We start from the raw sequence: 12,377 nt of genomic DNA on the forward strand, positions 1-12,377 counted from the left end.
TGGTCGAGCACGGCCGGCTCGGCGGGCTCCAGCTCGGTGGTACGTCAGAAGTCGACGACTTTGTCCGGCATGTCGAGGGTGACCGACAGCCCTGGGGCAGGGGCGTCCTCCTCGGTGGCGGTGTGGTTGAGCAGGAGGCCGGCGAGCGGCCGTCCTGGTTCAAGTCGCGCCCCCGGTGCGAGCGGGGTCCTCGCGGCTGTCTTCGGGTCGGTCCGTTCGCTCCCGCAGGCAGAGCACGGCGCGGAGTGCCGAGGCGCTGTCGAGGAGGGCCGCGGATCGCGCGGTGATACTGGCGTCCCTGGCGGCCAGCACCGACTCGACGTCCCGCGACCGGTGGGCGTTGCGGAGTTGTGGCATGAGCGCCTGGAGCGGCGTGATGCGGTATCCGGCCTTGCGCAGCTGGTGCACGATCCGTGCGTCGCGCACCTGGGCCGGTGTGTAGCGTCGGGTTCCGCGCACGGGGTCGCGGTCGGGGACGACGAGGCCCTCCGCATGCCAGTGCCGCAACGTCGAGGGGCGTACATCGAGAGCGGTGGCGAGTTCGGAGATGCTCATCGCGTCCGAGGCGCGTACGTCGTCGATCGGCTCGCGGGAGATCGCGCGGGCGGCGTCCTTGGCCTGCCCCAGTTCGGCGCGCTCCTTGTCGAGTCGGGCATGCGCCGCGTCGAGAAGGGCCAGGGCCTGCGAGGCTGGGCACTGGTGGAAGGCCCGGACGATGTTCTTGGCCTCGACCGGCCCCGCCGCCGCGGCGAGGGCCCGGTAGGCCAGGGCGCACTGCAGATGCACCTCGCCGTAGGTCCGGTATCCCGTGGCCGTGCGTGCCGCGGGCGGGAGCACCCCGTCGCGTTCGAGGTTGCGGATCTGCTGGACGGAATACCCGACGCTGCGCGCGACATCAGCAGTGCGCATACCTGCTGATTTGAGACTTGTCATGTGGGAAACCCTATGCCGGAGCGGGTCTGCGTCCAGAAGTCTCCACAAGCACTTCAATGGAACGCTGGAGCGCATGACCAGTGAAGAGATCATCAGCTTCGTGGACGCCCTTGACGGCGTCCTGACCCTCAAGCCCGCACCCGGCGACGGCGCGCCGGAGATCAGCTGGGGCGACACCTTCTTCTACTACGCCCCCGACGGCGTCACGCCGACGGCGTCCCAGCCCTTCGCGACCGTCGTGACCAAGAACTACCCCGGTGACGAGTCGTCCCGCCTTGACCGGCCGGACGCCTTCCGTGTGAACATCGCCGCCGGCAAGGACGCGTTCATCCGGTGGACCGGGCACGCGCCGCGCGAACCGGCCTCCGCCGAGGTCGACCCCAGCGCCGCCGACACCGTGATCGCGCACCCCGTGTACGGCAGCCTGGGCTGGCTGGCCGTGGTGAACCCGGGCAAGCGCACGCAGGCCGCAACACATGAACTGCTGCGAGCCGCCCACCACCTTGCACGCTCACGCCACGAGCGACGCACTGAACCGACAGCATGATGAAGGAGCTACGGTCAGCGGCGGGAGCGGACCGAAGGCCCCTGGCACTCACTCCAGTCCGTCGTCGTCCTCGTCCAGCGCAGACGCATCCGGGTCGCGCAACGGCCGCAGGGCGCCGGCGGCCGGAGTCGAGGCGGTGTGCGCCGTGCCGTGGATGCCCGTCTCGACGCCGGGCATCGTGGCCCGCCAAAACCGCGGGTCGTCCAGGTCACGGAACCGGGTGCTGGAGTTGTAGCCGAGGATCTTGAACAGGCCGAACACCATGTCGGAGTACGAGGCGTTGTCGGTCGCCACCATCTCCGGCGTACGAGCGCTTCAGTCGCACCGGTTGCTTCCGCTGTAGCAGGGCGAGTATCCGGCGCTCGGGGTGGGCGCGGGGCCCGGGTGGGTGCGCTCGTACTCGTGCTGGGAAAACACGAACAGCACCGTGAGCGCCGCGACCGCGAGCAGTTGCAGCATCATCGTCCACGGGGCACGGGCCAGCGCCGCGAGCACGGCCAGCACGAGCGCGCCGATGAGCAAGTACTGCGTCCATGAGATACCGGCGCGCTGCGCCGCGTCGATCCTCGCCTGGTCGTCCTGCGCCGCCCATACCTCCATGCCGTGACCGAAACTCCCCGCCACGTGGACGACGACCTCAACCACCAACAGCAAAAGGCCCATGGAGACGTCCGCGCGCAGTGACGTCCTGCTCGACCAGGGCCATCTGCGTCGACGTCGAGGTTCCGTGAGAGCACATGTCATGGCCCCACCTTGCCGGGCCGGTGGCAGGGCGCGCATGAGTACGCGCACTCAGCCGGCCCGGTGGGGGAGGGCCGGGTCAGTTCTCGGTGGCCGGGCGAAGGACGACGGGCAGTTCCCGGTGTCCGTTGGAGATGAACGACTCCCCGGGACGCAGTGCGGATGCCGGGACGGCGAGGGCGAGGTCGGGGAAGCGGGTGAACAGCGCCCGCAGCGCAATCTCGGCCTCCATCCGGGCCAGCGCGGCGCCGAGGCAGACATGGACGCCGTGGCCGAAGGCGAGGTGGGTCTTGCTGGCCCGGGTCACGTTGAAGGAGTCGGCGCTCGGTCCGTGGAGGTCGGGGTGACGGCCCGCTGCCGCGTACGAGGCGAGGATCGCCTCGCCCTGACGGATCGTGAGTCCCTGCGGCAGCGCGATGTCCTCGACCGCGAACCGCATCGGCAGGTGCGCGACGGGCGCCTCGTAGCGCAGCGTCTCTTCGACGACGTCTGTCCACGGACTCTTGCCCTCGCGGACCAGGGCGAGCTGGTCGGGATGGGTGAGCAGCGCGGCGATGGCCTGGTCAAGGAGGTTGACGGTGGTCTCGTAGCCCGCGCTGATGACGAGGAGGAGCGTGTCCAGGAGCTCCTGCTCGGTCAGCGCGGAGCCGTCGTCGTCCCGGGTGGCGATGAGGACGGAGGTCATGTCCTCGCCGGGCTCGGCGCGCTTGGCCGCGACCAGGTCGGCCAGAATGCGGTAGACCTCCTGGGTGTTGGCGGCGGCCTGAGCGGGGCTGAGCGTGGTGTCGAAGACGCCGTCGACGGTACGGCGGAAGTCGGACTGGGAGTGCTCGGGAAGCCCCATGAGTTGGCTGATGACCCGGATCGGCAGCGGATAGGCGAACCGCTCGCGCAGATCGGTGGGTTCTCCGGCAGGGACGGTGGCCAGCTCGTCGAGCAGCGCGTGGGACATCTCCTCGATGCGCGGCTGCAGGGCCGCGATCCGGCGTGCGGTGAAAGCCGGGCTGACCAGCCGCCGCAGCCGCCGGTGGTCGCCGCCGAAAGCGGTGAACATGTTGTCGACGGCCACCCACAGCGCGAGCGGCCACGTGCCGACGATCTTGTCGGGGAACATCGGCCAGTGCCGCCGCGGATCCTTGGAGACCCGCGGGTCGGTGAGGAGCTCCTTGAGCAGGGCCGGGTCGGACACCGCCCACGCCTCGACGCCCAGGACATCGACGCGGGCCGCCGGCCCGCGCGAGCGCAGCTCGGCATCCTCGGCGTGCCGGTCGCTCCCGGCGGCATCCAGGACCAGGATCTGCGGCTGGTGCATACGAGAGCTCCTCGGGGCAGGGGGGACGAGCGGCAAGCCGTCTGCGGCCAACACGGGTACAGGACACCCTAGTTGGCCACCGGTGGGCCGGTGAAGAGCGCTTCGTGAGCGGTCAGGCCGAGGGGGCGCCCAGGAGCAGGCGGGACAGGCCGGTCAGTCCTTCCGTCAGCCGTGGGCGGGCGCGGAAGCAGGTGATTCTGAGTACGTCGTTGATCACGCCGAGTGCGCCGTGCACGGTCAACTGGGCGTCTGTGTGGTCCAGTTCGGGGCGTACGGCGGACAGGAGCTCGACCCACTCGGCCACGAAGTCGTGCTGGATGCGGCGGATCGTGTGGCGTTGGCCGTCGGACATCGCAGCCGACCCGTCCGCACGCGGCAAGCAGGCCAAGGTCATCGCGAACAAGCCCACCGGCCTCTGCGACGGCTGCTACCTGACCCCCGACAAGCGCATCCACGCTCCGCTGACCTACCCGGCCAGCGGTCCGTGCGCCGAGGAGTACTCCATCGGCGCGGACCCGCGACTGCGCGCCGGCGAGCCGCTGGCCGAGTCCACGCTCAAGTGCGCACTGAAACCGGTGGACTTCGCCGACTACCGGGTGCGCTTCACCAAGACCGAGAAGGCGCAGCTGCGCGTGGCCTTCCCCAAGGGCGTCTGCGACTACGCCCGACCGGGCACCGGCCAGATCGAGCGGCCCAGCACCTGGATCGACCACAGCCGCCGCTGACGCACCCGTCGGTGCTGCTCGGACCATATGCGCGGACTGCTCCGACCGGGTGGTCCGTGCATCCCCGCGCGGATCACGGGCAGGTGCGGGAAGCCCCCTGTCTGGAACCCCGAGCCGGGCGGGGGGCATTCCCGGCGTCGTTGCGCCACACGAGTGCTTGCCGGCCGGGGGCCCGCCCGAGCCGGGCGACGAGCGCAACCTGAGAACCGCGTGATCGTTCAGGTGGGCATGATGAGGAACGCAAAGCACGCCGTCGCTGCCCTGACCCTCGCGGCCGCAGCCCTCGCTGTGGCCGCCCCCGCGCACGCGGGCGAGGAATCCAGCCACGACGGCATCAACATCCCCGACAATCCCGGCGAGATCGTCGACGGGGTGCGCACGGGCCTTGATGTGGCGACAACGAGCTGGGAAACCGCAGCCCGGTCCCTCTGAGCGCCGAGCACGCGAGGGAGTTCCGGCCGTCGGGCCGGAACTCCCTCGTTCCGTCTCACCCCACCAGATCGGGCGAGCGCAGCATCTGCTGCGGAATGCCCCAGGCAGCGACGAGATCGGCGACGATCGGCCGGACCTTGCGGCACAGGTCGTTCACCTCACGGCGGATCGCCTTGGAACGCTGCACCGTCAACCGCCCGTGCTCCATGAACCAGGCGCGGTCCGCCTCGATGGTGGAGAGGGCGAACAGATCGCACAGCAGCCCCAGCGCGACCTTGTTGTCCCCGGCGGGCAGCTGACGCACCTTGTCGACGAACGCCTCGAGCACCAGCCGTTCGACGTGCGCGTGCGCCACCGCGATGACGTGGTCCTGCACCTGTGAGAAGACGACGCCGGGATGGGCTTTCTGATCCATCCCACGCTTGAGCCGCCGTGCCACACCGGCGAGCATGTGCTCCTCGCGGAAGCGCAGCATGGCGAGCTGGTACTCGGAATCGAGCAGACCCGCTTCCTGGTCCCACTCATCGCCCCCGGGCAGCAAGTCGCGCACCCGCTCGAGCAGTTTGTGGGCCGAGGTCTTCTCGATGACCGTCTCCACGGCGAGGTTCGTGACGTACCGGACCATGCCGAGCTGGTCCATGTTCTCGAACTCGCTCGCGTAATGGGTGAGCAACCCCTTGGCCACCAGCTGCAGCAGCACGTGGTTGTCGCCCTCGAACGTCGCGAAGACGTCGCTGTCGGCCTTCAGGGCGGCGAACCGGTTGACGGCGAGATATCCGGCGCCCCCGCACGCCTCGCGGCACTCCTGAATCGTCCGCGTGGCGTGCCAGGTGCCCAGCGCCTTGGTGCCCGCGGCCCGAGACTCCAGCTCACGCCGTGCCTGCTCGTCGCCCTTGAGCCCCGAGAAGACCTCGTGCAGCTGCGTGCGCATCACGTCCTGGGCGAAATGCAGCGCGTAGGTGCGCGCGACGAGCGGGAGCAGCCGGCGCTGGTGCATGCCGTAGTCGAGCAGCACCTGCTCCTCGGTGTCCGATGCCGCCTCGAACTGCCGTCGGCGAAGGGCGTACGTGATGGCGATCGCCAGGGCGACCTTGCTGGCGTTGATGGCACCGCCGGCGACGCTGACCCGCCCCTGCACCAGCGTGCCGAGCATGGTGAAGAAGCGGCGGCCGGGGTTGTCGATCGGGCTCTGGTAGACGCCCTCGGCAGTGACGTCGGCGAACTGGTTGAGCAGGGCCTCGCGCGGCACGCGTACGCCGTCGAACCAGATCCGGCCGTTGTCCACGCCGTTGAGACCCATCTTGCGCCCGTCGTCCTCGATCCGGACACCGGGGGCCACCTCACCGTCGACACGGATCGGTACGACGAACGCGTGCACCCCCTGGTGCTCGCCGCCCACCTCCAGCTGGGCGAAGACGACCGCCAGCTCGGCGTGGCGGGCCGCGTTGCCGATGTAGTCCTTGCGCGCCTGGTCGTCGCCGGTGGTGATGACGAACTCCTGGCTGCCGGCGTCGTACCGGGCCACCGTGCCGAGCGCCTGGACGTTGGAGCCGTGTCCGGTCTCGGTCATCGCGAAGCAGCCCATCAGCTTCCCGGTGATCAGATCCGGCAGATAGGCCTCGTGGTGGCGCTCGGTGCCCAGGTGCAGGATGGCGCCCCCGAAGAGTCCGAACTGCACGCCGACCTTCACCAGCACCGACAGATCGCCGAAGGCGAGTGTCTCGAACGCGGCGATCGATGCGCCGATGTCGCCGCCACCGCCGTACTCCTTCGGGAACCCCATGCCGGTCTGGCCCGTCGCCGCCATCTCGACGACGACCTCCCGCACACGTTCACGGAACGCGTCGAAGCCGAGCTGCTCCGCCTCGTCCAGTACGCCTGCGTACGTCGTCAGATTGGAGCGGACCAGGCTGCGGACCTCCGCGTATTCGCCGTCGAGCAGCTCGGCGAGAGCCTGGACGTCGATCGCGGGCTGTACGTAGCCGCTCGGGGGAGTGGCGCTGTCGGTGACCATGTCGCCCTGTTACCCGGCCGTAGGACGATCAAATCGGTCACTTGCTCCGACCGAGGCAACCCGACCGAGGCCACCCGACCGACGCCGAGGGAGGCCGGCCGCAGGCCAGGTATCGCCAGGTGGTGGGCCTTCACCGGTTGCGCAACTACGCTGGCTTCCACCACCGTCGCCCGTCCGACGTGGCCCGCGCCTTCCTCGACGACTCCGAACCGCTCGCCGGCCAAGGCTCCTGACCGGAGCCCACGGCCCATCGGCCCCGCCGCCCGTTCCCCTTCCGTCGACACGACGCACAGGAAAGTGACACACGATGATGTACGACCAGGCACGTGCTCAGCAGCCGCCGGACAAAGGCCGCAGCTCCACCGAACGCCGCGCCCCGGGCCAGGAGCCGTTTGTCCCGTCGGACGAACGAGACCGGCTCGCCCTGCGCCTCCAGGAAGCCCTCAACAACTTCACCGACAGCCCGCTCGAGGCGCTGGAAGAGGCCGAGAGCGTCTTCGATGAAGCCGCCGCCCAGCTGATGAGCGCTCTGGCGGAACGGCGGCGCGCGCTTCACGAGGGTCGGCAGGACCAGGACCCCGAAACGCATGCGAACGACCTGCGGCACGCCATGCGGCAGTACCGAGAGATGACCCAGCGGTTGCTGCGCACCTGAGCGGCCGCCGGCCAGGAGTACCGCGAAGCGGGGGCCGGCGTGCACAGCGCTGGTTCTGGGCTGGTTCTGCGCTATTTCTGGGCGCAGCTCTCTGCCACCTTCCGTAGGAGCCGGCCCACCTCCTTGTGGACGACGTGATGATGACCTCCCATCGGGACGTTGTCGGACCGGAAGAGCGAGGAGGCGTCCAGGTTCGTGTACGGCATCTCGCGCAGATCCTGCTCCTCCGCGTCGTTCCAGGTGATGGTGGGAGGGCCGTTGATGCCCTGGATGCCGTCGAAGCCCAACGCTCCCCACTTGCGGCTCATGGTGGCCAGCTCCGCCGAGTCGCCGACCATTTGAGCCGACAGCGGATACATCACGCCCAGATGCGTGTCGAGATGGGAGAACGTGCAGAGCAAGGGCCCGCTGACCAGGCGTCGCTGATCCCACAACGCGCCGTGTCCGGAGACCTGTTGAGGCAGGCTGTCGGCAAAGACGAAGTGGGACATCTCGGCCTGCAGAAGCGTCAGTGAGGCGAGCATGGCCGAATGCGACCCCGCTGATTCCAGGCCGCGCAGCGCGAACCCGGCCAGGCGGCCGCCCAGCCCGTGGCCGACCAGATGGATCCGCGTCTCGCTCGCGTCCGCCAGCGCAGCCAGGCAGGGCCCCAGTCCTGCCTGTCCCACCACTCCCGCCCGGCGGCGCAGCACATGGCGCACCACTTGGCGAAACAGTTCATGAGCCCCGCGCCACAGGTCCGCGGAATCCTGGCGGTCGCGGTCCTGCCCCACAGGGCCGCCGGCGGCAACCGTGCCGGTCTCGCTCACCCGGTGGCTGAGCGGCGTGGCCGGCCGGTGCCCCGCCACCCGGATCTCGGGAAGGGTGCCCGCCCGGGACACCGGGGTCTCGGAATCGCCGGTTCCGGCCTCGTGACGGGCGGGCTCGCCCGGCTTGTCGTCCACGGGGCCCGTCAAGTCACTCAGCGCGCCCGCGAACTCGCTGCACATCGTCTTCGTGTCCTCGAACAGCATCAGCGGGTCGGTCTGCGGCAGCACCTCGCCCTCGGTGTCGGCGGCGAATTCGGTCACCGGGTCCTGCAAGGGGGTCTCCGCAAGCCGACGCAGCGCCGACCCGAGGTCGTCGAACGCCCCCTCGTGCAGGGGCCGGTCGCTCAGCAACGCGGCGATCTCGGCCAACGGGGACGCGCTGTCGGGCAGATGCCGCACCAGATCGTCGCTCATCGCCCGGCTGATCCCGGGGAACGCATCACGTTCCCGCTGCGTCTCGTGTTCCGCGACACCCGGGATGCCCTCGTCCCTGAAACACAGCGACGGCCACCGCACCTGGAGACACCCCGCCGCGTCCGAGGCGTCTGCCCACGCGTCGGCGAGCATCTCGCGAAAGGCGTCGTCGGCGGCCTTGGCCACCGCCTCATCGTTCTGGGCTCCGTGTACCAGCACGTAGAGGTCCCGAATCCCACTGTCATGCACAGCCTCGTGCACTCTCTGCACCTCGGCTTGATCGAACTCTGCCCGGCGGCCGAAATGCAGAGCACCGAAGTCGTGAAACGCATTCTGTCGCGACATGACTCACTTCCGTAAGACGCCGCTCAGGCGGCTGTCGATGGGGCGGAGCGGGCGCTCTGGCATGCGGCACCGCCGTCGAGGGGTGCGGCCCGCCCGGCGAGGTAGCCCTGGTTCCCACGCTGGTGCGGAGCACGCGCGGTGTGGCACGGATGTACGCAGTTTCTACGCTGCTGATGTGCATCAGGAGCAGACGGACCCGGCGTGCTCACCGTGCGCGGGAAGGTCCCCCGGCATGCTCGACGGCGGGGACGCCGCCGGTCATGTGGTGAGCGCGGCGGCGAGCTGGGTCCGGGAGCGGATGCCGAGCTTGCGGTAGATGCGGCTCAGCACGGTCTCCACCGTCTTGACCGAGATGAACATCTGCTGGGCCGCTTCCTGGTTGGTCGCGCCGGTGCGCACGAGCTCGGCCAGGCGCAGCTCGTGCTCGGTCAGGCGCTGGGCCGTCGGCCCCGCCGAGCCGCTGGACGCGGCGGCCTGGCCCGACAGATGGGCCAGGTGATCGTTGGCCAGCGCGGTCCAGGGCCGCGCCTCGGCGTCCTCGAAGAGCACGCGGGCCCTCTCCCACGCGGTGCGCGCAGCCGCGGCACGCCGGCGGCGGCGCTCGACCCGGCCGCGCAGCAGCTGGGTGCGGCCCTCCTCGACCGGCAGGCCGAGCGAGGCGAAGACGCCTGCCGTGTCCGTCAGGAGCTCCGCGGCCTCTTCGACGGCGTCGGCGCCGTCGAGGTAGCGGCACAGGGCGCGGGCCCGGGTGAGCGCGGCGCGCAGAGCGGCGTGTGCGGGATGCGGGCCCACCCGCTCCTGCATGCGCTCCAGCAGGTCGCGGGCCTCGTCCGTGCGACCGCAGAGCGCGAACGCCTCCACCGCGTCGCCCTGCCAGCGCAGCACGGACGGATCGGCCGCCCCGGAGCGCGACTCCAGCTGCGCGACCTCTGCCAGAGTCGCAGCGGCCCGCTCGACACGACCGGTGTGCAAGAGCGCGGCGCCCAGGGCCCACAGCCCGCGTGTGGTGTGGAGCGCGTCCTGCTCCTCGCGAGAGGCCCGCACGCCGTGGGCGGCGTGACGCAGTGCCTGGGCGAAACTGCCGCCGCACGTCTCGGCCATGGCGGCGGTGTACCAGGCGGGACCGGGCGACAGACCGGCGGCCGCGGTGAGGTCGACGGCACGGGCCGACCACAGCAGGGCCTGACCGCACGCACCACGTCCCGCGTCGACCTCGGCGAGACTGCGCCACAGATCCACCAGGTCCTCCGGCTCCCCGCACTCCTGGGCCGCGGGCAGCAGTTGCAGCAGCAGAGCGCGGGCCTCGGGCAGGCGGGCGTCGAACACCGCGTGGCGGGCGGCGAGATACTGCGGGCTGTTGCGGATGCCCAGCCGCGTCGGCGGCACGGCCAGCGAAAGGGCGCGGTCCAAGGTGGCCGTGGCGGTGTCGAGACGGCCCAGGACGCGCTGCATCCGCGCGGTCATCGTCAGCGCGGCGGCCTCCAGCGGCACGGCGCGCGCCGCTCGGGCCAGGTCGGTGGCCGCCTGGGCGTGGTGCAGGGCACGGGCGAAGTCCTCGCCGGAGATGTTCGCCTGCACCGCGGCGCGCAGCTCGACGGCGGCGAGCAGCGCGGGGTCCTCGGCAGCGGTCCTGCGGGCGGTGGCGAGCAACGGCCGCGTACCGGCGGTGTCCTGGCCGTGTGCGTCCACGACGGACAGCAGAGCGTGCACCTGTTGTGCGGGCGTGCCGTGCTCCGCCACGATCCGGTCCGCCGCCAGGCGGGACAGAACGGCAGATCCCCCGGCCGCGGCTTCCCGCGCGGCCTCGGCGAGCCGGTCCAGACGCAGCCGGGGCCGGTCGGCGGGGGTCAGGCGCGCGGCGAGGAACAACAGCTCGGCCGCGCGCAGACGTTCACCCGCCGCGCGGGCCGCGGCCGCCGCATGCGCGGTGTCAGCGGCGACGGCCAGGTCCGGGAACTCCTGGGCCAGGGCGGTGTGCAGAGCGCGGGTGACGGGGCCGTGGCAGCAGGCGGCCAGGGCACGGTGGATCGCGGTGCGCCGCTCCCGGGTCACTGTGGCGGCCGCGGCGTCCGCCAGGGCCGTCGCGGCGAACCGGTACGGCAGGGCCACACCGGCCGGGAGGGGGCCCGAGCCGCCGTCCGCGGTGACAAGGCCCGCGTCGAGGGCGTGGGCGAGATGGTCTTCGGCACCGCGGCACCCACTGTGCCGCAGCAGGTCCGCGTCACACCCGCCGGCCAGCGCCGCGACCTGGAGCGTGCCGCGGACGTCGGCTGGAACGGAGGCGAGCCAGGCGGCGGCGAGGTCGCGCACCTGCCGCGGCGGCTCCGGCGGCCCGGTGCAGCCGTCCGCGTCAGCGGACCGCGCAGCGGCGGGGTGGAACCGGAACCACGCGTCGAGCAGACCCCTGTGGCCCCCGCAGTAGCGGTGGACGGGCGCCGCCCACCGAGCGGGCAGCCCCAGGCGCGCGCAGGCGGCGACGGTCTCGGTGAGACCGGAGGAGGGCACGGGCAGCACCGCCGGGTGGCCGCCGAGCAGCGCGGCCGCCGCCGCGGGGTGGCCACTGGTGCGTTCGGCTGCCACGGCGGTCAGCCGATCGGGACCCAAGGTGCGGACGGCATAGCCGATCAGTTCCGCGCTGGCGGGGTCCAGCCACTGCGCACCGTCGATCACGAGCAGGACCGGAGGCCCCTCGGCGAGCAGCCGGGTCAAGTCCAGACGCAGTCTCAGCGGATCGTCACCGGCGCCCGAGGGCCAGCCACCGCTCCACACACTGTCCCGCGCAACACTCCGCGCCCCTCCGGCCGCAGGCGCCTCCGCGATCTCCGCGCGTGCCATGGACCCTGGCAGCACTACGGCCGCCGGGAAGTCCGGTGACGCGACAGAGGGAGCGGGAGGCGCGCCGCCCGCACGGTCGGCGCCATCCTCAGGACCCTGCGGTCCACAGCGCCCCGTACCGGCTCCCGGCGTCCGCGCCGTACCGGCCCCCGGCATCCGCGCCGCAGTGAGCAGTTGCACCAGCGCCCCGTAGCGGACCTCCGCGTCGCCCTCCTGCGTACGCACCCGCAGACAGCGCCGCGCCACCCCGGCGTCCTGCACCCCTGACGCCTGCTCGGCCAGCGCGTCCAGCAGGGCGCTCTTGCCCGCACCCCACGGACCGCTGACCGCCAAGCGGCCGTGGCGCTCCAGCAGCGCGACGGCATCGCGGACCACGGCGGCCCAGCCGTCCTGCGCCGCCCACGCCTCGCCGTCCGCGCCCGTCCGTCCTTGCACACCGGGCACCGTAGGCGCCCGCCTGCCCCACCACAACGCCCGTGCACGGCCCGCGTCCCGGACGAGGGATCTCCCTGACACGCCCACCCTCCCGGCGAGCGCCGCCGTGCCCGGCCCGGCTCCCGGGTCGTGCGTGACAGGGGCCTTCCCGGATACCGCCGACGCCCCGACGCCAGGACG

At 71.6% G+C, this 12,377-nt stretch carries 11 protein-coding genes and 1 pseudogene; 4 read left to right on the plus strand and 8 right to left on the minus strand.

Features of this window, described 5'->3' with window-relative positions:
* Positions 1-159: 159 nt before the first annotated feature.
* The gene (locus ACZ6ZP_RS17375) at positions 160-909 is read right to left on the minus strand and encodes a MerR family transcriptional regulator (RefSeq protein ID WP_361468707.1); all 750 of its coding nucleotides are present in this window, start codon (positions 907-909) and stop codon (positions 160-162) included.
* Positions 910-1,006: 97 nt separating this feature from the next.
* On the opposite strand from ACZ6ZP_RS17375, the gene ACZ6ZP_RS17380 reads away from it, so the two are divergent.
* Positions 1,007-1,480, plus strand: coding sequence for a DUF6194 family protein (locus ACZ6ZP_RS17380; protein WP_351166563.1), 474 nt, complete (start codon positions 1,007-1,009; stop codon positions 1,478-1,480).
* A gap of 147 nt (positions 1,481-1,627) precedes the next feature.
* On the opposite strand, the pseudogene ACZ6ZP_RS17385 reads toward ACZ6ZP_RS17380, so the two are convergent.
* The 4 genes and pseudogenes from ACZ6ZP_RS17385 to ACZ6ZP_RS17400 form a co-directional block, all read right to left on the minus strand.
* Positions 1,628-1,783: pseudogene (locus ACZ6ZP_RS17385) on the minus strand (Tn3 family transposase); the annotation flags it as partial.
* Positions 1,784-1,795: 12 nt separating this feature from the next.
* Entirely contained in the window at positions 1,796-2,260 is a 465-nt protein-coding gene (locus tag ACZ6ZP_RS17390; RefSeq protein ID WP_366464660.1) for a DUF6234 family protein, read from the minus strand.
* Between the two features lie 40 nt (positions 2,261-2,300).
* Complete coding sequence (locus ACZ6ZP_RS17395; protein ID WP_469407375.1) at positions 2,301-3,533, minus strand: cytochrome P450 family protein; 1,233 nt, start codon at positions 3,531-3,533, stop codon at positions 2,301-2,303.
* A 112-nt stretch (positions 3,534-3,645) separates the two neighbouring features.
* Positions 3,646-3,885 carry a hypothetical protein gene (locus ACZ6ZP_RS17400; RefSeq protein WP_469407376.1) on the minus strand — a complete coding sequence of 80 codons (240 nt, stop codon included), beginning with the start codon at positions 3,883-3,885 and terminating at the stop codon, positions 3,646-3,648.
* On the opposite strand from ACZ6ZP_RS17400, the gene ACZ6ZP_RS17405 reads away from it, so the two are divergent.
* The gene (locus ACZ6ZP_RS17405; protein ID WP_351166571.1) at positions 3,863-4,258 is read left to right on the plus strand and encodes a DUF6351 family protein; all 396 of its coding nucleotides are present in this window, start codon (positions 3,863-3,865) and stop codon (positions 4,256-4,258) included. The two genes, ACZ6ZP_RS17400 and ACZ6ZP_RS17405, sit on opposite strands and share 23 nt — an antisense overlap.
* A 228-nt stretch (positions 4,259-4,486) precedes the next feature.
* Entirely contained in the window at positions 4,487-4,690 is a 204-nt protein-coding gene (locus ACZ6ZP_RS17410) for a hypothetical protein (protein ID WP_351166573.1), read from the plus strand.
* A gap of 55 nt (positions 4,691-4,745) precedes the next feature.
* On the opposite strand, the gene ACZ6ZP_RS17415 is transcribed toward ACZ6ZP_RS17410, so the two are convergent.
* Positions 4,746-6,704: an acyl-CoA dehydrogenase family protein gene (locus tag ACZ6ZP_RS17415; RefSeq protein ID WP_366464661.1), complete on the minus strand. Its 1,959-nt coding sequence runs from the start codon at positions 6,702-6,704 to the stop codon at positions 4,746-4,748.
* A 307-nt stretch (positions 6,705-7,011) separates the two neighbouring features.
* On the opposite strand from ACZ6ZP_RS17415, the gene ACZ6ZP_RS17420 reads away from it, so the two are divergent.
* Positions 7,012-7,359: a hypothetical protein gene (locus tag ACZ6ZP_RS17420; RefSeq protein ID WP_351166577.1), complete on the plus strand. Its 348-nt coding sequence runs from the start codon at positions 7,012-7,014 to the stop codon at positions 7,357-7,359.
* Between the two features lie 71 nt (positions 7,360-7,430).
* On the opposite strand, the gene ACZ6ZP_RS17425 is transcribed toward ACZ6ZP_RS17420, so the two are convergent.
* Both ACZ6ZP_RS17425 and ACZ6ZP_RS17430 read right to left on the minus strand, forming a co-directional pair.
* Positions 7,431-8,927 (minus strand): hypothetical protein, encoded by a 1,497-nt coding sequence (locus ACZ6ZP_RS17425; RefSeq protein WP_351166579.1) that lies wholly within the window; start codon positions 8,925-8,927, stop codon positions 7,431-7,433.
* Between the two features lie 258 nt (positions 8,928-9,185).
* The gene (locus tag ACZ6ZP_RS17430) at positions 9,186-12,197 is read right to left on the minus strand and encodes a helix-turn-helix transcriptional regulator (protein ID WP_469407379.1); all 3,012 of its coding nucleotides are present in this window, start codon (positions 12,195-12,197) and stop codon (positions 9,186-9,188) included.
* Positions 12,198-12,377: the final 180 nt, after the last annotated feature.

It is taken from the genome of Streptomyces sp. NPDC054047, from assembly GCF_055585065.1.

Coding starts and splice junctions, on each gene's coding strand:
- ACZ6ZP_RS17420 (WP_351166577.1), top strand. CDS start 7,012: ATGATGTACGACCAGGCACGTGCTCAGCAGCCGCCGGACAAAGGCCGC.
- ACZ6ZP_RS17425 (WP_351166579.1), bottom strand. CDS start 8,927: ATGTCGCGACAGAATGCGTTTCACGACTTCGGTGCTCTGCATTTCGGC.
- ACZ6ZP_RS17380 (WP_351166563.1), top strand. CDS start 1,007: ATGACCAGTGAAGAGATCATCAGCTTCGTGGACGCCCTTGACGGCGTC.
- ACZ6ZP_RS17395 (WP_469407375.1), bottom strand. CDS start 3,533: ATGCACCAGCCGCAGATCCTGGTCCTGGATGCCGCCGGGAGCGACCGG.
- ACZ6ZP_RS17400 (WP_469407376.1), bottom strand. CDS start 3,885: ATGTCCGACGGCCAACGCCACACGATCCGCCGCATCCAGCACGACTTC.
- ACZ6ZP_RS17390 (WP_366464660.1), bottom strand. CDS start 2,260: ATGCGCGCCCTGCCACCGGCCCGGCAAGGTGGGGCCATGACATGTGCT.
- ACZ6ZP_RS17375 (WP_361468707.1), bottom strand. CDS start 909: ATGCGCACTGCTGATGTCGCGCGCAGCGTCGGGTATTCCGTCCAGCAG.
- ACZ6ZP_RS17410 (WP_351166573.1), top strand. CDS start 4,487: ATGATGAGGAACGCAAAGCACGCCGTCGCTGCCCTGACCCTCGCGGCC.
- ACZ6ZP_RS17415 (WP_366464661.1), bottom strand. CDS start 6,704: ATGGTCACCGACAGCGCCACTCCCCCGAGCGGCTACGTACAGCCCGCG.